The organism is Mycobacterium sp. RTGN6, from assembly GCF_033804605.1.
Taxonomy (GTDB): domain Bacteria; phylum Actinomycetota; class Actinomycetes; order Mycobacteriales; family Mycobacteriaceae; genus Mycobacterium.
Window position 1 is genome coordinate 97,283 of record NZ_JAPZKZ010000008.1, and the last position, 22,077, is coordinate 119,359.

The 22,077-nt window shown below is 68.1% G+C and carries 24 protein-coding genes and 1 pseudogene; 10 read left to right on the top strand and 15 right to left on the bottom strand.

The genetic code is table 11. From position 1 onward, the window contains the following. Positions 1-10: 10 nt before the first annotated feature. The 6 genes from SLQ33_RS20225 to SLQ33_RS20250 are packed head-to-tail and all read right to left on the bottom strand — an operon-like array spanning position 11 to position 3,965. Positions 11-403: a hypothetical protein gene (locus SLQ33_RS20225; protein ID WP_319455655.1), complete on the bottom strand. Its 393-nt coding sequence runs from the start codon at positions 401-403 to the stop codon at positions 11-13. Next, positions 404-1,627, bottom strand: a complete 1,224-nt coding sequence (locus SLQ33_RS20230; protein ID WP_319455656.1) for an O-succinylhomoserine sulfhydrylase — start codon at positions 1,625-1,627, stop codon at positions 404-406. After that, positions 1,624-2,037 carry a rhodanese-like domain-containing protein gene (locus SLQ33_RS20235; RefSeq protein WP_319455657.1) on the bottom strand — a complete coding sequence of 138 codons (414 nt, stop codon included), beginning with the start codon at positions 2,035-2,037 and terminating at the stop codon, positions 1,624-1,626. Before SLQ33_RS20235 ends, SLQ33_RS20230 begins: the two co-directional genes overlap by 4 nt. A 13-nt stretch (positions 2,038-2,050) precedes the next feature. Continuing rightward, positions 2,051-2,509, bottom strand: a complete 459-nt coding sequence (locus SLQ33_RS20240) for a lumazine-binding protein (protein ID WP_319455658.1) — start codon at positions 2,507-2,509, stop codon at positions 2,051-2,053. Next, positions 2,509-3,603 (bottom strand): ATP-grasp domain-containing protein, encoded by a 1,095-nt coding sequence (locus SLQ33_RS20245; protein ID WP_319455659.1) that lies wholly within the window; start codon positions 3,601-3,603, stop codon positions 2,509-2,511. Before SLQ33_RS20245 ends, SLQ33_RS20240 begins: the two co-directional genes overlap by 1 nt. A gap of 23 nt (positions 3,604-3,626) precedes the next feature. After that, entirely contained in the window at positions 3,627-3,965 is a 339-nt protein-coding gene (locus SLQ33_RS20250; RefSeq protein ID WP_319455660.1) for a UBP-type zinc finger domain-containing protein, read from the bottom strand. 55 nt (positions 3,966-4,020) lie between these two features. Between SLQ33_RS20250 and SLQ33_RS20255 the strand changes: the two genes are divergently transcribed. Both SLQ33_RS20255 and SLQ33_RS20260 read left to right on the top strand, forming a co-directional pair. Continuing rightward, a complete protein-coding gene (locus tag SLQ33_RS20255; RefSeq protein ID WP_319455661.1) occupies positions 4,021-5,613 on the top strand; it encodes a Na+/H+ antiporter in 1,593 nt (530 codons plus the stop codon). 10 nt (positions 5,614-5,623) lie between these two features. After that, the gene (locus SLQ33_RS20260; RefSeq protein WP_319455662.1) at positions 5,624-6,427 is read left to right on the top strand and encodes an alpha/beta fold hydrolase; all 804 of its coding nucleotides are present in this window, start codon (positions 5,624-5,626) and stop codon (positions 6,425-6,427) included. Here the strand turns inward: SLQ33_RS20260 and SLQ33_RS20265 are convergent. Together SLQ33_RS20265 and SLQ33_RS33620 are read right to left on the bottom strand one after the other, a co-directional pair. After that, positions 6,393-6,755 carry a DUF6653 family protein gene (locus SLQ33_RS20265; RefSeq protein WP_319455917.1) on the bottom strand — a complete coding sequence of 121 codons (363 nt, stop codon included), beginning with the start codon at positions 6,753-6,755 and terminating at the stop codon, positions 6,393-6,395. The two genes, SLQ33_RS20260 and SLQ33_RS20265, sit on opposite strands and share 35 nt — an antisense overlap. Positions 6,756-6,777: 22 nt before the next feature. Further along, positions 6,778-6,909, bottom strand: a pseudogene (locus SLQ33_RS33620) (DUF6653 family protein); the annotation flags it as partial. A 51-nt stretch (positions 6,910-6,960) separates the two neighbouring features. Between SLQ33_RS33620 and SLQ33_RS20270 the strand changes: the two are divergent. Both SLQ33_RS20270 and SLQ33_RS20275 read left to right on the top strand, forming a co-directional pair. Next, a complete protein-coding gene (locus tag SLQ33_RS20270; RefSeq protein ID WP_319455663.1) occupies positions 6,961-8,166 on the top strand; it encodes a cytochrome P450 in 1,206 nt (401 codons plus the stop codon). A gap of 5 nt (positions 8,167-8,171) precedes the next feature. Continuing rightward, complete coding sequence (locus SLQ33_RS20275) at positions 8,172-8,360, top strand: ferredoxin (protein ID WP_319455664.1); 189 nt, start codon at positions 8,172-8,174, stop codon at positions 8,358-8,360. Here the strand turns inward: SLQ33_RS20275 and SLQ33_RS20280 are convergent. Genes SLQ33_RS20280 through SLQ33_RS20290 form a run of 3 tightly spaced genes read right to left on the bottom strand, consistent with a single transcriptional unit; the run spans position 8,323 to position 10,995 of the window. Then, positions 8,323-9,036: a hypothetical protein gene (locus SLQ33_RS20280; protein ID WP_319455665.1), complete on the bottom strand. Its 714-nt coding sequence runs from the start codon at positions 9,034-9,036 to the stop codon at positions 8,323-8,325. The genes SLQ33_RS20275 and SLQ33_RS20280 overlap by 38 nt on opposite strands. Positions 9,037-9,070: 34 nt before the next feature. Next, positions 9,071-9,703 carry a PaaI family thioesterase gene (locus tag SLQ33_RS20285; RefSeq protein ID WP_319455666.1) on the bottom strand — a complete coding sequence of 211 codons (633 nt, stop codon included), beginning with the start codon at positions 9,701-9,703 and terminating at the stop codon, positions 9,071-9,073. Continuing rightward, complete coding sequence (locus SLQ33_RS20290) at positions 9,700-10,995, bottom strand: adenylosuccinate synthase (protein WP_319455667.1); 1,296 nt, start codon at positions 10,993-10,995, stop codon at positions 9,700-9,702. The genes SLQ33_RS20285 and SLQ33_RS20290 overlap by 4 nt, the downstream gene beginning before the upstream one ends. Positions 10,996-11,088: 93 nt before the next feature. On the opposite strand from SLQ33_RS20290, the gene SLQ33_RS20295 reads away from it, so the two are divergent. From SLQ33_RS20295 to SLQ33_RS20310, 4 genes are read left to right on the top strand one after another with little or no spacing between them, the layout of a single operon-like run. Continuing rightward, positions 11,089-11,724 (top strand): peptidase M50, encoded by a 636-nt coding sequence (locus tag SLQ33_RS20295; protein WP_319455668.1) that lies wholly within the window; start codon positions 11,089-11,091, stop codon positions 11,722-11,724. A gap of 14 nt (positions 11,725-11,738) precedes the next feature. Continuing rightward, entirely contained in the window at positions 11,739-12,530 is a 792-nt protein-coding gene (locus SLQ33_RS20300; RefSeq protein WP_319455669.1) for a site-2 protease family protein, read from the top strand. After that, positions 12,521-13,228: a hypothetical protein gene (locus tag SLQ33_RS20305; protein ID WP_319455670.1), complete on the top strand. Its 708-nt coding sequence runs from the start codon at positions 12,521-12,523 to the stop codon at positions 13,226-13,228. Before SLQ33_RS20300 ends, SLQ33_RS20305 begins: the two co-directional genes overlap by 10 nt. 58 nt (positions 13,229-13,286) lie before the next feature. After that, a complete protein-coding gene (locus tag SLQ33_RS20310) occupies positions 13,287-14,186 on the top strand; it encodes a cation diffusion facilitator family transporter (protein WP_319455671.1) in 900 nt (299 codons plus the stop codon). Here SLQ33_RS20310 and SLQ33_RS20315 read toward each other — a convergent pair. After that, a complete protein-coding gene (locus SLQ33_RS20315) occupies positions 14,183-15,292 on the bottom strand; it encodes a hypothetical protein (protein WP_319455672.1) in 1,110 nt (369 codons plus the stop codon). The genes SLQ33_RS20310 and SLQ33_RS20315 overlap by 4 nt on opposite strands. A gap of 30 nt (positions 15,293-15,322) precedes the next feature. Then, positions 15,323-15,739 carry a DUF3151 domain-containing protein gene (locus tag SLQ33_RS20320; protein ID WP_319455673.1) on the bottom strand — a complete coding sequence of 139 codons (417 nt, stop codon included), beginning with the start codon at positions 15,737-15,739 and terminating at the stop codon, positions 15,323-15,325. A gap of 127 nt (positions 15,740-15,866) precedes the next feature. Between SLQ33_RS20320 and SLQ33_RS20325 the strand changes: the two genes are divergently transcribed. Next, positions 15,867-16,622: a DUF4878 domain-containing protein gene (locus tag SLQ33_RS20325; RefSeq protein WP_319455674.1), complete on the top strand. Its 756-nt coding sequence runs from the start codon at positions 15,867-15,869 to the stop codon at positions 16,620-16,622. Between the two features lie 54 nt (positions 16,623-16,676). Here SLQ33_RS20325 and fbaA read toward each other — a convergent pair whose 3' ends face one another. Continuing rightward, on the bottom strand, positions 16,677-17,732 hold the full coding sequence (gene fbaA / locus SLQ33_RS20330; RefSeq protein ID WP_319455918.1) for a class II fructose-bisphosphate aldolase: 1,056 nt from the start codon (positions 17,730-17,732) through the stop codon (positions 16,677-16,679). A 58-nt stretch (positions 17,733-17,790) separates the two neighbouring features. Continuing rightward, a complete protein-coding gene (locus tag SLQ33_RS20335; RefSeq protein ID WP_319455675.1) occupies positions 17,791-19,194 on the bottom strand; it encodes a PLP-dependent aminotransferase family protein in 1,404 nt (467 codons plus the stop codon). Between the two features lie 46 nt (positions 19,195-19,240). On the opposite strand from SLQ33_RS20335, the gene SLQ33_RS20340 reads away from it, so the two are divergent. Next, the gene (locus SLQ33_RS20340; protein WP_319455676.1) at positions 19,241-22,066 is read left to right on the top strand and encodes a helix-turn-helix transcriptional regulator; all 2,826 of its coding nucleotides are present in this window, start codon (positions 19,241-19,243) and stop codon (positions 22,064-22,066) included. Positions 22,067-22,077: the final 11 nt, after the last annotated feature.

The following is a 22,077-nucleotide window of genomic DNA, read 5'->3' on the forward strand; positions in this document are numbered from 1 at the left end:
AGGGGAACCTTTAGGCCAGCCCCGGCTCGGCCTCACCCGCGCGGTATGCCTCGATGAGCTCGAGCCGTTCGAAGAGTTTCTCGACCGTCAAGACCGCGTCGCCTCCGCCGGCGCCGACCAGGATGACGTGCGGCTCCTCGGGATCGCTGACCCAGATTCGCGTGACCGCCTCGGTGGTCTCGTCGTCGTCGTCGACCTCGATGGCCGACGGTGGGTAGTACCAGGTGAGGTAGTCCTCGGTGGAGAAGTCGCGGTCGAATTCCCAACCCCTGGGGATGATCTGATTCGCGATCTGGGCCACGCCCTCGATGTCGGCGTGGACGTCAGGGGGTAGCCAGCGCTCGTTGCGCGCGACCAGCCGCCGCTTCCTGCGCGCCTTCTTCGCCGCACTCGCCTTGGACATTTAGCCCAGCGCCTGGTCCAGGTCGGTGATCAGGTCCTCGGTGCCCTCCAGCCCCACCGACACCCGGACGACGCCATCGCCCAGTCCGATCGCGGCGCGGCCCTCGGGGCCCATCGCGCGGTGAGTGGTGGTGGCAGGGTGGGTGATCAAGGACTTCGCGTCGCCGAGATTGTTGGAGATGTCGATCAGGCGCAGCTTGTCGAGCACCTCGAAGGCACGCTCCTTGCTGCCACCGTTGAGCTCGAACGTGACGACGGTGCCGCCGCCACTCATCTGGCGCTTGGCCAGGTCGTACTGCGGGTGCGACTCCAGGAACGGGTACTTCACCCACGACACCGAGGGATGAGTTTCGAGGAACTCAGCGACCCGATGTGCGGAGCGGTTCGAGTAGTCCACCCGAACGGCAAGCGTCTCAAGGCCTTTCAGCAACGTCCAGGCATTGAACGCGCTGATTGCGGGACCGGTGTGGCGCATCAGCTTCTGCACGGGTCCGTCGATGTACTCCTTGTCGCCGAGGATCGCGCCACCCAGCACTCGGCCTTGACCGTCGATGTGCTTGGTGCCCGAGTACACCACGACGTCGGCGCCAAGCGGCATGCCCTGCTGCAACAGGGGCGTCGCGAAGACATTGTCCAACACGACCTTTGCGCCCGCCGCGTGGGCGAGGTCGCACACCGCGGCGATGTCGACCAGCGACTGCATCGGGTTGGACGGAGTCTCGAAGAACACCGCCTGCGTGGGCTTGCTCAGCGCCTCCGCCCACTGCGAGAGGTCGTCGCCGTCGACGAACACGGTCTCGACGCCCCAGCGCGGCAGGATCTCGTTGCACACCACGAAGCACGATCCGAAGAGGCTGCGCGCGGCCACCAGCCGGTCACCCGTGGCGAGCAGCGCACCGAGCGACGTGAACACCGCCGCCATGCCCGTCGCCGTCGCGAACGCCGCAGGCGCGCCCTCGATGAGCCGCAGCCGCTCCTCGAACATCGAGATCGTCGGATTGCCGTACCGCGAGTACACGTAGCGGTCGATCTCGCCGGTGAACGCCTTCTCCGCATCGGCGGCGGTGTCGTAGACGTAGCCGGAGGTGAGGTACATCGCCTCGGCCGTCTCGTCGAAACCAGACCGCAGCAGACCACCGCGCACGCCGATGGTCGCCTGGCTGACGCCCTCGGGAAGGGCGGCCGGGATGCGCACAGAAGGTACCGACGACCCAGCCTCGGTCATGATTGTCTCCAGGGAAGTCCGATGGCCCGCCATCCGGTGCCGCCGCGATGGCCTTGCTCGTCGAGGTTGCCCTCGAACCCGTCGAGCACGTTGTAGGACGGTGCGATGCCCGCGGCCGTCGCGGCCTCGGCGGCGCCGATGGAGCGGTTACCCGAACGGCACAGGAACACCACGGGGCGCTCGCCCGGCGTCACACCCGCCGCGACGAGGTCGTCGACGAAGCCGTCGTTGTGCGAGCCGTCGGTCGCGTTCCATTCGACGTAGACGACGTCGCGCCCGAGGCTGGAGATGTCCGCCACCCCAACGAAGCGCCATTCGGCAGCCGTCCGACAGTCCACGAGTACGGCCTCGGGGTGGTCGCTCAGCAGTTCCCACACCTCTTCTGGCGTGATGTCTCCGGCGTAGCTCACGACGGCGAGTGTCTCATGTCTGCCTGTCGCAAACCTTCCACGCCCCGTCCTCCCGGACGAGGGCCACCTCGGAGCTCGACTTGTCGTCGGGTTTCTTGCCGAAGTGGTAGGTCGCCTTGACGGTGGCCTTGTCGCCGTCGATCCGCAGGTCGGAGACCTCGTCGACGTAGCGCTCACCGTTCTTCTCCACCGAATCGCGCTGACCAGCAAGGACATCGGCTTCGACGCCTTGTGCGGCGGCACAGGTGAAGCCGCGATAGTCGGCGTAATTCTGGCGCTGGAGCGCGTCATTCTGTCCGACGACGGCGGCCCTGAGCTCCTGATCGGGAGTCGGCGGACGGGAGTCGAACGCGTTGACGGCGAAGATTCCGATCACCACGAGCACGATGATTGCCAGCGCACCCAAGAAGGGTGCGATCGTCGGCCGGTCCGGCGACTCGGGCACCGGTTCGGACGGCTCGGACTCACTCACTAACCGGCCCCACCGAGGGCGGCCGCCACCCGGTGCGCCCGGTCCCGCGCCCGCACGACGTCGGGTGCGGTGGCCAACGCGACGGACGCTCCGTCGACAAGTCGCACGTCGGTCTCGGGGATCGCCAACGCCTCGGCGAGGGCATGCACGCCCGCAGGCGACGCGCCTTCACCCACCTCCGCCGCTGCGGGCGAGATCGTGATGGTGTCGAGCGGCAGCCCGAGGATGGCCCTTGAGTGCAGTTCGAACTGCGAAAGCCGTTGCGAGCGCAGCGTAACCAGGCCGCTGTCGACGGGCCCGGCGACCACGGTGGCGAAGTACACCTCGTCGCCGCGCAGCAACAGCTCGACCCCGAACACGCCGCGCCCGCCGAGCGAGTTGACGATGCGGGCCGCGACGGAGCGGGCGGCGTCGAGCGCGGCCAACGGCATCGCATGCGGCTGCCACGCCTCCAACGCCCCGTCGGGGTGAGTGCGGTGGCCGATGGGTTCGCAGAAGTGAACCGCCGGACCGGATTGGCCGGTGGTCCGCACCGTGAGCAAGGTGACCTCGTCGTCGACCTCGACGATCGACTCGGCCATCACCCGCGGAGCGCCTGGGGTCGCCGCCTTCCACGCCGGTTCGACGTCCTCGGTGCGCAGCATCACCGACCGCCCGTCGGACTGGGCGCCCGCTGCAGGTCCGACGGCCAGCGGGAACCCGGCGTGCTCGGCGACGGCGGCGAGTTCCTCCACCGATCCCGCGAACCAGAACGGCACCGTCGGCAAGCCCAGTTCGTTGGCGGCGAGCGTGCGCAAACCCTCGCGGTCGACGGACAGGCGCGTGGCGCGGGGGCTGGGGAACACCTCGACGCCCTCGCACTCGGCGGCCGCGATCAGCACGTCGGCGGGGACGTCGTCGGACGTCGCGACGACGTAACTCGGCGCGTGCTCGTCGATCAGAGTCGTCACCGCCGCGGCGTCGGCGCACTGCTCGAGCGCGACGACGGTGCCGAGGCGCCGGAACGCCGATGCGAGCTCGCCGCCCGAGTCGCCCGCGCCGAGCAGCAGCACCGTCGGAGGGGTCGGGGCGTCGTCGTGCGTCGGTTCACTCATCGCGAGACCACCTTGCCAGACCCTCAGCCCAATCGGATGTCGACATAGCACCACCGCCAACTCTCGCCAGGCTCGACGGACCGCATCACCGGGTGGCCCGTCTGGTGAAAGTGCGCGTTGGCGTGCTGATGCGGGCTGGAGTCGCAGCAACCGACATGCCCGCAGGTCAGACACATGCGCAAGTGCGCCCAGGTGTCGCCGCCGTGCTCCGAACACTCGCCGCAGCGGCCAGGGGTCAACGGTGCCGGCTCGTCGCCATCAGCAGCCTCGGCCAGGTGCTCGCAGGTTTGGGGCGGGGAAGCTCTGACATGCTCTTTGCGCAAGCGCTCATCGGTGTCGCGGCGTCGCGTTCTCCTCCGCATGCTGTCAAGGATAGGGGCGGCTTGGTCGTGAACTATCGGTAGGGAGGTTCGGCACGTGGGTGCCCCGCTGCTTGCAGTACTGGTGATCTCGGTGTTGTTCGCCGGGGTGGCACGTCGGTACGACGTGTCTGCGCCACTGGCCCTCGTCGTCGCAGGCTTGCTGGCGGGGATGATCCCCGGCCTCGGTGGCATCGAGCTCGAACCCGAACTGGTGTTGTTCGTCATCCTGCCCCCGCTGCTCTGGTCGGCTGGCCTGGAGAGCAGCTACGTGGCCCTGCGCCGGAACGTGCGGCCCATCGGGCTGCTCGCGGTCGGGCTTCCGCTGGCGACGACGTTCGCCGTCGGTTTCGTGGCGTTCCACACGGTGCCCGAGCTGACGATCGCCGCGGCGTTGACGCTCGGCGCGATCGTGGCGCCGCCGGACGCGGTGTCGGCGGCGGCGATCGGCCGTCGGCTCGGCCTGCCGCGCCAGATCATGACCCTGCTGGGCGGCGAGAGCCTGCTCAACGACGCGACGGCCCTGACCGCCTACAAGGTGGCGCTGGCCGCGGCGATCGGCACCGCCGCCACGTGGCAGTCGGGACTCGGGACGTTCGCGCTGGCGGCGGCGGGTGGCGTCCTCGTCGGCGGCCTCATCGGCGGCGTGATCGAGTACGTGAGGACGTGGTTCGACGACCCGATGGTGGAGAGCGCGATCGGGTTGGTGGCGCCGTTCTTCATCTACTTCGTCGCCGAGCAGGTACACGGTTCCGGCGTGATCGCCGTCGTCGTGGCCGCGCTCATCCTCGGCCAGCGCTCGTCGCGAGCGGGCTACGCGACCCGGCTGCAGGACGACGCGGTGTGGAAGGCCGTGCAGCTGATCTTGGAGTCGTTCGCGTTCCTGCTCATCGGGTTGCAGCTGCCCACGGTGGTCGGTGAGCTCGCGGGCATCTCGGCAGCGACACTGGCCATCGCGTCGGTGGCAGTGCTGGCGACGGTCATCGTGGTGCGGCTGGTGTGGGTGTACGTCTTCGCGTATCTGCCGCGCATGTTGTCGGCGAGCGTCCGCGAGCGCGAGCCCCGAAAACCCACGCCCTCAGAGGTTTTCATCGTCGCGTGGGCGGGCATGCGCGGGGTGGTGTCACTGGCCGCGGCGTTCGCCGTCCCGATGACGACAAGCTCCGGCGCGCCCTTCCCCGGGCGTCCGCAGCTGGTCTTCCTAACGTTCGTCGTGGTGATCGGGACGTTGCTGTTGCACGGGCTGACGCTGCCCTGGTTGATCAGGGTGCTCGACGTCTCCAGCGACGACGACCAGCAGGACACGTTGCAGCGGGCCGCGGCGCAGACGAAGGCCGCGACCGCTGCGGCCGCCCGACTCGACGAAATCCTCGCCGAGCAGCGGCCGGGGTCTCATGCCAACGATGCGGCCGAGGTGCTGCGCGGCTGGAACGAACGGCGCCAACGCGCGGCGTGGGAGCGGTTGGGGCGCGGCGCGGACGAGATCGGCGAAAGCCCCGCATCGTCCTTCAAGCGACTGCGGTTGGAGATGCTCGCGGCCGAACGCGCGGCGTTCATCGCCGAACGCGACGCGGGTGCCATCAGCGACGAGGTGCTGCGCTCGGCGCTGCACGGCCTGGATCTGGAGGAGGCCACCCTCAACCGCAACTAAGGTAGGTGACGTGGAGGACCACACCATCGACACCGCGCTCGGCCGCGTGCGGGTGCGCACAGGCGGCACCGGCGAAGCGATCGTGTTCTGGCCGAGCCTGTTGATGAGCGGTGACATGTGGCGCGCACAGGCCGACCACTTCGGCCGCGACTACCGCGTCATCCTCGTCGACTCACCGGGGCATGGCGAAAGCCAAAGGCTCACAGCCCCGTTCACGTTCGACGAGTGCGCGCAGGTCGTCGTCGACGTGCTCGACGAACTCGACGTCGAGCGCGCACACTTCGTCGGCAACTCCTGGGGCGGCATGATCGGCGGCACCTTCGCCGCCGCCCACCCCGACCGCATCGGCCGCGCGGTGCTCATGAACTGCACGGCTTCTGCCGCGGGGTCGTGGCAGAAGTTCGAATACGGCTTCCTGCTTCGGATGGCCAAGCTGATCGGTGGCATCCGACCGCCGCTGACCCGCTCGGTGCTCAATGCCTTCCTCGGCCCGACGACGTTTCGCACGCGGCCCGACGTCGTCGACTTCGTGCGGCGCTCCGTGCAGTCCGTCGACATCGACTCCAGCGCGTGGGCGGTGCGCAGCGTGGTGCCCCGCCGCCCGGATCAACGCGCGCGGCTGGCAGCTGTCACCGCACCCGTGCTCGTCGTCGCGGGCGCCGAGGACGCGACCTTCCCAAACCCCGAGACCAAGGCGATGGCCGACGCCATCCCTGGCGCGCGGTTCGTCGTCCTCGACGGCGTCGCACACCTCGCCGCGCTGGAGGATCCCCCGCTGATCAATCGGCTGGTGGGCGACTTCCTGGCGGGCTGACGGGCTCGTCGACCATGGCGTCGTACAGCAGGGCCATGCGGTCGAGGAACCAGTTCTTGCCCGTCATGTGCAGCGCCAGCCCGAACAAGGTCATCCACACGTCGTAGCGCACCACGCCCCAGACGACGAACGGCACCCCGGCGACGTTGAGCGCCGTCAGCACCCACGGCGCGACCCGGTGGTTCTTCGGAATGGGGTGCGCTTTCCTTTCGCCCCAATACTTCTCGCCAAGCACGGCCCGCGACGCCCAGTGATCCAGTGACTTCGGCGGCGGGAACGCGCGCGGATTCACCATCATCCACACGACCACCACGCCGACCGCCGCCAGACACCACCCCCCCGAGCCACTGCCGCGCCCACACCGCGGCCACGAGCAGCGCGGGGATCGGGATCCGGGTGTAGACGCTCCACGGGTTGGCGTGCCGAAGCCACACGTCGCCCTCCAGCCCGAAGGCCTTCTTCACCGAATCCTCGAGGGGCATGCCGCGATTGTCGTCTGCGCCGGCGTCGGCGTCAGGCGTACTTTCGAAGAGGTGACCCAAGCTCCTGCCCTGCCACCGGTGCACATGCGGCGCAACGCGTTCGATCCCACTCCCGAACTCGGCGAACTCCGGGAGGGCGTCGGAGTGCAGTCCGTCGTCAACGCGTTCGGTATGCAGACGTACATCGTGACCCGCCACGACGACGTCAAGGCGATGCTGTCCGACCACCAGCACTTCGCCAACGCGCGTCCACCCGGGTTCGTGCTGCCCGGCGCCCCCGAACTGTCCGAGGAGGAACAGGCCAGCTCCCGCGCGGGCAACCTGCTTGGGCTCGACCCGCCCGAGCATCAGCGGCTGCGTCGGATGCTCACGCCCGAGTTCACCATCCGCCGCATGAAGCGGCTCGAGCCGCGCATCGTCGAGATCGTCACCGAGCACCTCGACGCGATGGAGGCGGCCGGCACGCCCGCGGATCTCGTCGAGTCCTTCGCCCTGCCCATCCCGTCGCTGGTGATCTGCGAACTGCTCGGGGTGCCCTACGAAGACCGCGCCGACTTCCAGAAGCGAGCGTCGCGCCAGCTCGACCTGTCGCTCCCGGTTGCCGATCGGCTCGCCGTCGTCCGGCAAGGCCGCGAGTACATGCACGCGCTGGTGACGGACGCCCGCCGCCGCCCAGGTGATGACATCCTCGGCATGCTCGTCCGCGAGCACGGCGCCGAATGCACCGACGACGAGCTCGTCGGCATCGCGGGTCTGCTGCTGCTGGCCGGCCACGAGACCACGTCGAACATGTTGGGGCTCGGCACACTTGCGCTGCTGCGTCACCCGGACCAGTTGGCCGCCGTGCGCGACGACCCCGACGCCGTCGGCCCGGCCGTGGAGGAGCTGCTGCGCTGGCTGTCGATCGTGCAGACGTCGATACCGCGGATCACCACCGCCGAGGTCGAGGTCGCAGGCGTGACGATCCCGGCCGGCCAGCTGGTGTTCGCGTCGCTGCCCGCGGGCAATCGCGATCCCCACTTCACCGACGAGCCCGACGTGCTCGACATCGGCCGCGGCGCACCTGGGCACCTGGCGTTCGGCCACGGGGTGCATCACTGCCTCGGGGCGCCGCTGGCCCGCATGGAGATGCGCATCGCGTGGCCCGCACTGTTGCAGCGGTTCCCGAACCTGGCCCTGGCGGAGGACGTCGCCGATGTCCAGTTCCGGTCGTTCCACTTCATTTACGGGTTACGGTCGTTGTTGGTTAGGTGGTGATGGAGATGAAGCTAAGCGCCGATCACGACGACTGCATCGCTTCGGGCAACTGCGTGATGATCTCGGACGCACTGTTCGATCAGGACGACGACGGCATCGTCGTGCTACTCGCCGAGGACGTGCCGGAGTCCGAGGAAGAGCACGCCCGCGAGGCCGTCAGGACCTGCCCGGCGTCGGTGCTTCACCTGAGCTGACGTCGGGGTCGTCGTGATGTAGGTCGATGACGCCTGCGCGAACCAGGGCCAGCAGGCTGACCAGCAGCACCCAGACCGGGAACGCCACGGTCAGCCACTTGCTGAAGTCGCTGCCGATCAGAATGGCAAGCGCGACAAGGTAAGTGGTCGCGATCAGCCAAGTCGGCATCAGCCGCGTCTTCAACCAGATCGTGGCCAGCGAGATCATGAACACCCCGGCCATGCGCAGCGCATAGGTGTTGCTCAGCGTCGTCAGCAGGTGCTGGCCGAACAACGCGACGTCGCCGGTGGCGACGGCGTCGGCCTTGGTGGCCCGCAGCGCGACCAGCCCCACGCCGACGGCCGTCGACGCGAACATCATCGCCAGGAACAGCAGCCCGCTGCCGACGAACACCGACGAGAAGAACTTGTCCTCGAACTTGCCGAACCCGTCGCGCACCACGCCGATGAACCATAGGAACGTGATGCCCGCGAACGGCATCAGGATGGCCGCCAACCTGAGCTTGCCGTGGGCTCCTTCGATCCACTCCGACCCCGGCTGGCCGCCTTCGGGCAGGGCCGTCTTGATGAGCACCAGCGCAGCGCCGAACAACAGCGCGAAGAGCACTCCGGCGAAGGCCGCCGCGCGGGGTGTCGAGAGCATGCGGATGTTTCGTTCGGCTGGGCGTTCGCTCATCGCGTCATCGTGTCACGGGAGCGGTGCCCCAGGCTCAGGGTTGGCCGGGCAGCAGCCGGATCATCAACCCGTTCGCCTCGGCCAGCAGATTGTCGTCGGGGTCGCGCAGCTCGGCGTTGACGAACGCCTTGCGCCCCTCGGTCTCGCGAATCCACCCGCGCGCGGTGAGCGGGACGTCGATCGGCGTGACTTTGCGGTAGTCGACGTGCAGGAACCCCGTGCGGCTGATCGGCCGACCCGCGCCGTGGATGACCATGCCGAACACCGAGTCGAACATCAGCGGCAGCACCCCGCCGTGGACCGCGTAGTTGCCGCCCACGTGGTAGCGGCTGAACTGCACCTTCGCCTCGACGCCCTCGGCGTCCATCTTGCTCACCGTGAAGGGCGGCATCAGTAAGTTGCCGGCGCCCGGCATCGACGGCATCCGCCCGGACGGCCCGACGCCCTCGGCCACCTGGAACGGCTCGAGCAACGCGACCAGCTCGGCGACGCGCGCGGCCGCCTCGATCCAGGTGTCACTGTCGGGATTGGTCGACACCGCGAGGTCCTGCAACCGTCGCATCGACGAGACGAACGGCGCGAAGCCGGGTCCTGGCTGCGCGGGCTCGAAGATCGGGAAGCCGCCATGCCGGTCGTACTCGGGGTCGAGATCCTTCGGGTCGGTCACTTGGGCGCCAATACATCACGCCGCACGATCGTCTGCTCGCGGCCCGGGCCCACTCCGATGCACGAAACATGGGCTCCGGCAAGCTCTTCGAGCCGCAGCACGTAGTCGCGGGCCTTGGCGGGCAGGTCGTCGAACTCGCGTGCGTCGGAGATGTCCTCCCACCAGCCGGGCAGTTCCTCGTACACCGGTACGGCGCGGGCGATGTCGCTCTGCGTCATCGGCATCTCGTCAGTGCGCTTCCCGTCGACGGTGTAGCCGACGCACACCGGCACCGTCTCCAGACTCGACAGCACGTCGAGCTTGGTCAGGAAGTAATCGGTGATGCCGTTGACCCGGGTGGCATAGCGCGCGATGACCGCGTCGAACCAGCCGCAGCGGCGCGCACGGCCCGTGGTGACGCCGACCTCGCCACCCGTCTTGGACAGGTAGGCGCCGAACTCGTCGAACAGCTCGGTGGGGAACGGCCCCGAGCCAACGCGGGTGGTGTACGCCTTGAGGATGCCGAGCACCGTCGTGATGCGGGTGGGCCCGATGCCCGAGCCGACCGCCGCGCCGCCCGCAGTCGGATTCGACGACGTGACAAAGGGATAGGTGCCGTGGTCGACGTCGAGCAGCGTGCCTTGCGACCCTTCCAGCAGCACCGTCTCGCCGCGCTCGAGCGCCTCGTTGAGCAGCAGCCGAGCGTCGGCGATGCGGTGTTTGAAGCCTTCCGCCTGCTCGAGCAGCGCCGTCACCACCTCGTCGGCGTCGAGCGCCTTGCGGTTGTAGATCTTGACCAGCACCTGGTTTTTGAATTCGAGTGACGCCTCGATCTTTTGAGTCAGCGACTCCGGGTCAAGCACGTCGGCGACGCGGATCCCGATGCGCGCGATCTTGTCCTGGTAGCAGGGCCCGATGCCGCGGCCGGTGGTGCCGATCTTCTTGCTACCCATGTAGCGCTCGGTGACCTTGTCGATGGCCACGTGATACGGCATCAGCAGGTGCGCGTCGGCGGAGATCAACAACCGCGACGTGTCGACGCCCCGGTCCTCGAGCCCGCTCAACTCGGTGAGCAGCACGCCAGGGTCGACGACGACGCCGTTGCCGATGACGTTGGTGACGCCGGGGGTCAGAATCCCCGACGGAATGAGGTGCAGGGCGAAGTTCTCGCCGGTGGGCAACACCACCGTGTGCCCGGCGTTGTTGCCGCCCTGGTACCGCACGACCCACTGGACGCGACCACCGAGCAGATCGGTGGCCTTTCCCTTGCCCTCGTCGCCCCATTGGGCGCCGATCAGGACGATTGCCGGCATGGCATAGTCTCCCGCTCATCTGCAGCATCAATACTGTGTGCAGCCGGTGACACACCCTATCCGACAGATCCCTGCGTTACCGCGAGGAGCCCGTTGACCGCCCCAGCCGTCGTCGTGTTGCTGTTCGGACGCCGACGCGTGCCACGTTCCCTGGCCGACCTACCCGTCGTCGCGGTGACGGCGCCCGAGGACGTCGACGCGGTGACGGCGCCCGAGGACGTCGACGCGGTCACCCAGGTGCGTCGCGTGGTGGTGCTCGGCACGCACGCGGATCTCGCGACGGTGCTCACCCGGCTGCTGCGCACCGACCGGCTCGACGTCGAAGTGGGCTTCGCCGACCACAATTGGAGGGCACGCCGGGCCCGCAGCGGCACGGCCCGACGCGTCCCGTTGATCCGCGACGAGACCGGCACCGTACTCGTGCACGCCGCGTACTGGCTACCTCCGGACGACACCACGCGCACCGTCGCGGGCGAGGCCGTCGTCGACGACACGATGCTCTTCGACGGCGAGGTGACCGCGGTGCGCATCGAGCCGCTCCCCGAACTGCCCGGCCTGCGGGCCAGCGTGCTCACAGGCCGCATGCGGCCGCGACGCTGGGTGACCGGCCGGGCCGCCCAACTCGGCACAACGGCGGCCCTTGTGGTGCGCGACGGGGTGCCCGGTCCGCGGACGGTCAAGCGCTCGACGTTCTACCGGCACACGCAAGGCTGGCTAGCGGTTCGGTGACGTAGCGTCGAATCGTGAACATCCGTCCCATCCGTCAATCCGTGCGCCCGAGCCCGATCTTCCTGGCGATCGTGGCGATCACGATCGGCGGCGGAGCGCTCGCCTGGCTAACCCCGATCCCGCCCGACGGTCGTCCGCCGGTCTTGGCGTACGTCGGGGTCTTCGTCTTCGTGGTGTTCGGGTGGCTGGTGTCGCTGTGCCTGCACGAGTTCGGGCACGCCTACACCGCGTGGCGGTTCGGCGACCACGACGTCGCGGTCCGCGGGTACCTGACGCTCAATCCGCTGAAGTATGCGAGCCCGATGATGTCGCTCGGCCTGCCGCTGCTGTTCATCGCGCTCGGCGGCATCGGGCTGCCCGGCGGGGCGGTGTGGGTCCGCACCTGGCAGATGACCCCTCGGCAGCGGACGATCGTCAGCCTCGCGGGCCCGTTCGCCAACGCCGTGCTCGCCGTCGTCCTGCTGACGGCCACCGCATTGCTGTACGACGACACCCACTTCGTGTTCTGGGCCGCGATGGCGTTCCTTGGCTTCCTTCAGGTCACCGCGCTGGTGCTCAACCTGCTTCCGGTGCCCGGGCTCGACGGCTACGGCGCGCTCGAGCCGCACTTGAGCCGCGACCTTCAAGCCAAGCTGAACCCCGTCAAGCAGTGGGGCCTGTTCGTCCTGCTCCTGCTGCTGTTCATCCCGCTGTTCAACAAGGTGTTCTTCGGGGCGGTGTCCGACATCGTCGGGCTCACCGGAGTCGACCAGCAGCTGGTCGCGTGGGGCAATGCGCTGACGCGGTTCTGGTCGCGGTGGCTGTAATTGTGACCGTGCCGTATCCGGAGTACCCGCCGCCAGGCTACGGGCCACCCATGCCTCCGTATTATCAAGCACCGCAACGCAAGTCACGTACTGGGCTGTGGATCGGCCTGGCGGCGGTCGTCGTGCTGGCGATCGTTGCCATTACCGTCACGACGGTGTTCCTGCTGACGCGCAAACGGGACATCACGGAGCTGACGGCGTCGATGCTCATCCCGGAGTCCGACTTCCCGTCGCTGGAGGCCGCCGAGTTCGTCGACGAGCCGATCGCCGAAGACGACGAATACGACTTCGATCCAGCGGACGTCGATCCCGCCGAGTGCTTCTACGTGGTCGAATACCCCCACGCGACGCAGGCGACCAGCAAGTCCGTCACCAACGACGACGAGGGCTTCACCGTCAAGCTGCGGATCAACGACGAGTGGCCGGACCTCAAGAAGATCGTGGCCGAGTGCGACTCGCGCGCGATCGAGTTCGCCGACCTGGAGGGCACCGTCCGAGCAGTGGACCACCCGGAGCTTCCGGACTGGGCGGTCGCCGTCGCTTTGGACACCGACGAAGACCAGTTCGTCTACGTATCCGGCTACTACCGCGGCGTCCAAGTCGACGCCGAATACTTCGGGCGCCAGTACGCCAAGTCCGATCTCGACGAATTGGTCCGCATGTTCAACGCGCAGGTGGATCGACTTTCGGAGCACTGACGCGAGGCTGGAGCGAAGGGCTTGCAATATATGCGGTTTTGCGCATATATTGCTGGGCATGGGTGCCGGCCACGATCACAACCACGGCGGTGCTGACACTCGGGTGAGCCGGATGGTCATCGCCGCAGCGGTGCTCGGAGTCTTCTTCGTCATCGAACTGACCACCGCGTTGTGGATCAACTCGATCGCCCTGCTCGCCGACGCGGGTCACATGCTGACCGACCTCGTCGCCATGTTCATGGGCCTGACGGCCGTGCTGCTCGCCCGTCACGGACCGGCGTCGGCTGCCCGCACCTACGGCTGGCATCGCGCCGAGGTGTTCACCGCCGTGGCCAACGCCGTGCTGCTGCTCTGCGTGGCGGGCTTCATCCTGTACGAGGCCGTCGAACGGTTCGGCAACGCACCGGACGTGCCTGGCGTGCCGATGATCGTGGTGGCGCTGGCCGGCCTGCTGGCCAACCTCGTCGTCGTGCTGCTGCTGCGCTCCCAGTCGGAACAGAGCCTGGCGGTCAAGGGCGCCTATATGGAGGTCGTCGCCGACACGGTCGGCAGCATCGGCGTGCTCATCGCGGGTGTGGTCACCGTGACGACCAGCTGGCCGTACGCCGACGTGGTGGTCGCCGTGCTCGTCGCAGTGTGGGTGTTGCCCCGCGCCTTCTCACTGGCCCGGGCGGCGCTACGCATCCTGTCCGAGTCGTCGCCCAGCCACATCGACGTCGACGAGCTCCGCACAGCGCTGGAGGCCGTCGACAACGTGACGGGCGTGCACGACCTGCACGTGTGGACGTTGGTGCCTGGCAAGGACATGGCCACCGCGCACGTGACGTGCTGCGGGGACTCGACGAAGGTGCTCGAGGAGGCCCGGGCGGTGCTGGCCGCGCGCGGACTTGCGCACGCCACCGTTCAGGTCGAACCGCCAGAGACCGCCGAGGACTGCGAACAGCACCTCGGCCACTAGGACCGTACGAACCACGCCAGCCAGTCCCGGCTCGACGTGCGCAGGTAGTGCAGCGGGTCGACCTGCTCGTCGGGGAAGAGTTTGAATCCCATTGGTGGACCGCTTGATTGGTCGTGAAAGTACGCTCCGCTCACCCATGTCGGGTTGATGTCGAGTTCCATGCCGCGGACGACGCCCGCGTCGGCCAAGATCCGGCCAAGGCTGCACACCGACAGCGCGGGCCCACCGACGTACACCTCGGCTCCAGTGGCGGTGACGCCGAACCCGGACCGCTGGATGAAGGCGGCCTGCCCGATGGTGTCGCCCCACTCCTTCGGGCCGCCGGTCGCGCACGTCGGGTTGACCTGGCCGCCGTCGACGAGCGGGACGAGGTTCTGCCGGACACTGGCCACCGTCGGGCCCATCCGCACCTCGCCGTTCCAGGTGCCGACGTCGGCAGTGCCGTCGGTGTGCAGCACCAGGCTGGCCTTCCCGTCGACGAGGGGCGTGACGATGCGGCCCTCGCTGTAGTAGCCGCCGTGGCTGCGGTCGCTGAGCCGAAAGCCGCCGTTGAACACCGCGGCCACGGTGTGCTGCTCCGACGCGGTCAGCGACGAGGACGCCCGCCAACTGCCGCCGGGGTCCGCCGCCCCTGGCCGGAGCTCGCCGCGGATCAGCGTCGGATCCATCCGCATGACGCCGGCCACGAAGGAGGTGTGCGCGGCGTCGGGCCGCAACTCGGCGACCTGAACGGCGGGTCCACCGCGGACGGTGACGACGGTCTGCCAGACCCCCTCGTTGGACAAGCGCGGCCCAGGCGCAAGCACTGCGAGCGGCGTCGCGTCGAACTGGGCGGACGGCAACGCGCGGGTGATCGCACCGGCCGGTTCGGCGATGCCACCTGGTGGCGCGCCGCCGACCGCAGGCGGATCTTGTTCGTACTTCAGCCGTTCCAGCCACGTGACCTGGGTGGCGAGGCCGTGATCGCGCCCCCACTCCGCGAGCTTCGCCTCAGCACTGTCGGCGCCGGGCGCGCGCAGCGCCTGCAGCGCCATGGCGGCCAGCACGACGAGCACTACCGCCACCGTCCCCAAGAGCGCGTTGACGCACCGTCGCACCCACCTCACGCGGGCGAGCGTGCCACGCTCAGGTGCGAACTAGCTGAGGCCCAGCTGGGAGCGTGCCGCGGGATCACAGTCGTCGAGCAGGTCCAGGCAACGGGCGTATTCGGGGGTTTCCCCGATCACGTCGGCGGCCCTCGCCAGGGCGGCGACACACCGCAGGAAGCCCCGGTTGGGTTCATGGCTATACGGCACCGGGCCGAAGCCCTTCCACCCGTTGCGCCGCAGCTTGTCGAGGCCCCGGTGGTAACCGGTCCTGGCGTAGGCGTACGCGGTGATGGCCTTGTCGTCGTCGAGCGCCTGTTCGGCCAGCACTGCCCAGCCGATCGACGCGGCGGGGTGTGCGGCCGCCACCAACGCCGGCTGCTCGCCGGCCGCGAGCTCGGCTTCTGCCTCCTCGTCCGCTGGCAGCAGCACTGGATCCGGACCCAGAAGATCACCCATCCTCGTCATGGGCCCATTGTGCAGTGCGGCGTTGCGACCGAACTCTGGGGCTGGCCTCGGGCACCGCCCAGCGCGGGTGGATAAGCTCGGCGGGAGCAAGAACTCGGCACGTGAGACGAGGGAGACTGAGCCAGGCATGTCGAACCCAACGGGGTCTGACGAGGAAGCACAACCCGCCGCCGGCGACGCCGGGGCCGAGACCGAGCACATCGCCTCCGTGGCGTCGGCCGACGATGACCAATCGTCGACCCCGGAGCGCCGCTTCACCGCTCCGTCCGGTTTCGACGGCAGCACGCAGATCATCAACACCGTTCCCGAGCCCGCCACCGAGGTGTTCGCACCACTGGACGGCCCTCCGGGAGCAGCGCTCACCGAGCCCATCGCCGCAGCGACTCCCGTTGCACCGCAACTCATTCCAGGTCGGGTCGACGCACCAAAGCCGCCGACGCGGCGGCGCAGCTGGGGTTGGGTGATCGCGGTGATCCTGGTGATCCTCGCGATCGTGGCGGTCGCCATCTTCGGGACGGTGTTGTTGACGCGCGAGGACGCGCCGGCGGTGTCGCAGGAGGACAAGGTGCGCAGCACCATCCAGAACTTCGACACGGCGATTCAGAAGGGCGACCTCGCCACGCTGCGCAGCATCACGTGCGGCGACACCGCCGACAGCTACATCAAGTACGACGAGAAGCAGTGGAGCGACATCCACTCCCGCGTCGCGGCCGCCCGTCAGTACCCGGTGGTGGCGAGCATCGACCAGGTCGTCGTCCACGACAGCCACGCCGAGGCCAACGTTACGACGTTCATGGCGTTCGACCCGGCGACTCGCTCGACGCGCAGCTTCGACCTCGAGTTCCGCGACGAGCAGTGGAAGATCTGCCAAGCCCCCGGCTAGATGTGATTTCGGCGCGGTTTCGGACGCTGACCGGGCAAAACCGCGCCGAAATCACTAGCTTCCGGTGATGCTGCGGCCGCTGCTGTGCAGGTCGTTGCACGCCTCGATGACGCGCTCGGTCATCGACGCCTCGGCCTTCTTGAGGTAGCTGCGCGGGTCGTAGACCTTCTTGTTGCCGACCTCGCCGTCGACCTTGAGCACACCGTCGTAGTTGGTGAACATGTGCGCGGCGAGCGGCCGGGTGAACGCGTACTGCGTGTCGGTGTCGACGTTCATCTTCACCACGCCGTAGCCCAGCGCCTCCTCGATCTCCGACTTCAGCGAGCCCGAGCCACCGTGGAAGACGAAGTCGAAGGGCTTGCTGCCCGCGGGCAGGCCGAGCTTGGCCGACGCGACCTTCTGGCCCTCGTCGAGGATGTCGGGACGCAGCTTGACGTTGCCCGGCTTGTAGACGCCGTGCACGTTGCCGAACGTCGCGGCCAGCAGGTACTTGCCGTGCTCGCCCGCGCCGAGCGCCTCGATGGTCTTCTGGAAGTCCTCGGGAGTGGTGTAGAGCTTCTCGTTGATCTCGGCCTCGACGCCGTCTTCCTCGCCGCCGACTACGCCGATCTCGATCTCGAGGACGATCTTGGCGCCCGCCGCGATCTTGAGCAGTTCCTGCGCGATCTCGAGGTTCTCGTCGATTGGGACCGCCGAGCCGTCCCACATGTGCGACTGGAACAGGGGGTTGGCCCCCTTGGCGACGCGCTCGGCCGAGATGGCGAGCAGCGGCCGGACGTAGGTGTCCAGCTTGTCCTTGGGGCAGTGGTCGGTGTGCAGGGCGACCGAGATCGGGTACTTCTCGGCGATGACGTGGGCGAACTCCGCGAGTGCGACCGCGCCGGTGACCATGTCCTTAATTCCGAGCCCGGAGGCGAACTCCGCGCCACCGGTGGAGAACTGGATGATGCCGTCACTGCCGGCATCGGCGAAGCCCTTGATCGCGGCGTTGACGCTCTCCGAGCCGACGCAGTTGATGGCCGGGAACGCATAGGAGTGCTCCTTGGCGCGGCCCAGCATCTCCGCGTAGACCTCGGGGGTGGCGATGGGCATGGTGTTCCTCTCGGCGATCCGGCTCAGGTTTCCCGTGCAGTATCTCAATAAGCCGGTCCGCTTGACAGCGGGACCATCAGTCGAGCCCGTTCGCCGCTTTACCGAGTATTTCGATGCCGTGCAAGATCTGGGACTCGGACACGTCGGCGAAGCCGAGTATCAGCCCAGGTGGACCGGACCTGCGATCCGCGTACCAGGGCTGCAACGCCTCGACCTTCACACCCAACTCGAACGCCCGATGCACCAGGTCGTCGATCGGGTAGCCGGCAGGGAAGTGCACGGCGAGTTGAACGCCTGCGGCGGCGCCCATGACGGTCGCGTCCGGGAACCACCGCTCCAGGCCGCGCAGCATGGCGTTGCGTCGGCTGATGTATCGCCTGCGCATCTGGCGCAGGTGCCGGTCGTAGTCACCCGAGGCCAACAGTTGACCGAAGGCGATCTGGTCCATGATCGACGTGCCCAGATCCGCCGACATCTTGTACTTGGTGACCATGCTCACCAGCTCCGCGGGCAACACCATCCAGCCCAGCCGCAGGGCGGGCGCCAGCACCTTGCTCGTCGTGCCCAGATAGATCACTCGATCCGGAGCGAGCGCCTGCATGGCGCCCACCGGTGCCCGGTCGTAGCGGTACTCGGCGTCGTAGTCGTCCTCGATCAGATAGTTGCCCGCCTGCGCCCACTCGAGAATCGCCGCGCGGCGGGGCGGTGACATGACCACACCGGTCGGGGACTGATGCGCCGGGGTGATCAGGACGGCTCGCGCATCGGTGGCCGCCAAGGCGTCCACGTTGATGCCTTCCTCGTCGACCGGGATGGGAATCGCGTCGACACCACTGTGCCGCAACGCAATACGGTGAAACCAGAAGGCCGGGTCCTCGATGGCGACGGGCAGCTTGCCGAGCTTGCGCAGCACTTGCGCGGACAGGCTGATGCCTTGCGTCACGCCGCCGCACACCACGATCTGGTCCGGTTCGGCGAGCACGCCCCTGGTACGCCGCAGGTAGCCCGACAGTGCTTCACGGAATGCGGCTTGCCCTTGTGGCGCAACGTAACCGAACACGTCCGACGGCGTCGTGGCCAAGCCCTGGCGCAGTGCTCGCAGCCAGGCGTTGCGGGGAAAGTTGGCAAGATCGGGGCACCCGGGCGTGAAGTCCACGGCGTAGGAGGCACTGGTCTTCACGTCGGCCGCGGTCGTCTCCTCGGTGAGATAGACACTGGCGACCCGGGTTCCGGACCCATGCTGACTGACTAGGAACCCCTCGGCGACCAACTGAGCGTAAGCGTCCACGACCAGGCGACGGGACACTCCGAGATCGACTGCGAGCACCCGTGACGACGGCATGCGGGCTTGCGGTAGCAGTCGACCGGCACGAATGGCTGCGCGCAGTCCGTCGGTCAATTGACGGTGTAGCGGCTCGGGCCGACTCCGGTCGATCTCGACCAGCACTTCTGGACCCTTAGTGGTACCCGAAACCGCCATGAAAGTGGAGCTTATCCTGACGCCACCGCAAGGCTAGTTTTGGGACATGAAGGTCGGGGGCGCACCGGAGGTCGAGGATCCTCGCGGCGTTTCGTCCGTCCTGCCGGATCGGCCCGTATATCCTTGTGCGACTGCGGCTTCGGTCACCGAGCTGTTGTCCAGAGCATCGGAGGCACCCGCGGCGCTGTTGATGTCCGGCGAGGCGGGAATGGGCAAGACGACCCAATGGCTGGCCGCCGTAGCGCAGGCAAGGGAGTGCGGATTCGCAGTGTTGTCGGCCCGCGCCTCCGTTGGCGAGTCGACGCTTGCCCACGCAGTCCTCGCCGATTTATTGAGCGGAATGGACTCGAACCTCTGGTCCGATCTTCCGCTCCCACAACGACGAGCGTTGGACGTCATTCTGCTGCGAGACAACAGTTGCAGTGCGGCGCCTGAGCTCCGCACGACGGCGACGGCCGTGTTGTCGGCGGTGCAACGGCTCACCGAGGCATCACCGGTGCTGCTGGCCATCGACGATCTGCAGTGGCTGGATCCCGCGAGCGCCGACATTCTGCCGTTCGTGACCCGCCGACTGTCCGGACCCGTCGGCGTGCTGACGACCGTTCGTACCGACGCGGGCTCATCAAGCGCGACAGCCGAACTGGACCTAGCTCGGGTGTCCGAAATGCAACGGATCACCCTGGCGCCGTTGACGCTCGGCGCCCTTCACGAAATGCTGCGCCAACGACTGGGACGGTCATTCGCCCGGCCCACCCTGGTTCGCATCCACGAGACTTCAGGTGGAAACCCCTCCTACGCGCTCGAATTGGCTCGGGCGATGGACGACACCACGGGGTTGGACGCCACCATCTTGCCGAGCGCGCTCGTCGACGTCGTGCGAGCTCGGGTCGGATCCCTCGACCCCGACGTGCAGCGGGCACTGCTGGCCACGGCAGCCCTCACCTCTCCCACCGTTGCGTTGGTCGCCCATGCGCTGGATGCCGCGCCCGCCGACGTGCTCGGACTGCTCGAGAGCGCAGAAGACGCCGGAATCCTGAGGATCGACGGCAATCGAGTTCACTTCGCGCACCCTCTGTTGGCGCGTGGCGTCTATTCCGGCGCAAGCCCGGCCCACCGCAGGAGAGTGCATCTCAGCGTGGCCGAAGGCATCGTCGACCCCGAACTGCGGGCCAGGCATCTGGCGCTGGGCAGCGCGGTCGCCGATCCACGACTCGTTCGGCTGTTGGACTCGGCCGCGGAATCTGCCCGACATCGTGGCGCGCAGGCGACGGCGGCCGAATTGTTGGACCTGGCCGTCGGACTGGGAGGTGACACCCCGACGCGCCGCATTCGTTCTGCGGCCCGTCATTTCGCCGCAGGTGACGTGCGCCATGCCCGAGCGGTGCTGGAGCAGTCGATGGCCAGCTTCAAACCCGGTGTGCAGCGAGCGCGAGCGCTCGGCGTGCTCGCGGGCATCCACCTGTTCGACGATAGTTTCGCCGCCGCTGGTGAACTACTGCGGCAGGGGCTTGCCGAATCCACTCAGCTGTCGACTGCGCGGGTGCAGATGTTGATCGCGCAGGCCTTCACGCACATGAACGCAGGCGACGTGGACGCAGCAGTCGTCAGCATCGACGGTGCGGTTGCCGGAGCTAGGGCGTTGCGAGCCGCGGCTCTGCTGAGCCAGGCGCTCGGGCTTCGACAGGTGCTGGCCCTGCTTCGCGGCGACGGTCTCGACGAGTCCGCCATGCAACAAGCGCTTGGGTTGGACGATCCTCGTACCGACACCCCGATTCCCTTCCGCGCGACGATGAATCACGTTCTCCTGCATGCGTGGAGCGGGCAGCTCGATCGTGCTCGCACCGAACTCTCGGCGCTGCGCCGACGTTGTCAAGAGCGTGGCGACGAACACGAGCAGTTGTACGTCGGATTCCGTGCCGCATGGATCGAAATCTGGCGAGGTGACTTCCTGGCCGCATCGGACCTGGCGAGGGAAGGAAGTGAGCGCGCCGAACAGTTGGGCGGCGACATCCCATTGGCGATGGCAGCCGCGACGCAGGCCTCGCTCGACGCCTACGCCGGGCGGGTGCACGATGCCCGTCGGCACGGTCGCGTTGCGCTGGAAGCCTCCCGGCGCTGCGGCTGCAAACCCCTATCCAGGGCGGCGATCGCCAGCCTCGCGTTCGTGGAGTCATCGCTCGGCGATCACGCTGCGGTCGCCGCACTGGTGGAACCGTTGCTCGAAGCCGATGCCGAGCGGCCGCGGGCGACCGAACTCGCCACCGCCGCGTACCTTCCCGATGCAGCCGAGGCACTGATCAACCTGGGTCGCCTTGACGAGGCCGAAGTGCTGATCGACCGACTCGAGCGCAACGGTCGACGACTCGACCGCCCGTGGATGCTGGCCGTCGGCGGCCGCTGTCGCGCGATGCTGTGCGCGGCGCTTGGCGATGCGGACGCCGCCACCGAGAGCGCCGAGCGCGCCATGGCACACCACGAGCGCCTCCCGATGCCGTTCGAAAGGGCACGCACTCAACTGCTTCTCGGCCAGCTCCACCGCAGGCAACGCCGCAAAGACCGCGCGGCCGCCGCGCTGGCCGCCGCACTGGACTGTTTCGAAGCGCTGAACACCCCGCTGTGGGCCGAGCGAGCGCGCGCCGAACTTGCCCGCGTCACGCCGTCGGTCCGCAACGGTGCCGTGCTCACCCCATCCGAGCGCGCCGTCGCCGAACTCGCGGGAACTGGAATGAACAACCGTGACGTCGCGGCCAGTTTGTACATCAGCCCGAAGACGGTCGAGGCCACGCTCACGCGCGTCTACCGCAAGTTGAACATCCGATCCCGGGCCGAACTCGGAAGGTACACGGCTCAATTCGATAGGGAAGCCAGCTAGCCGCCGGCCGT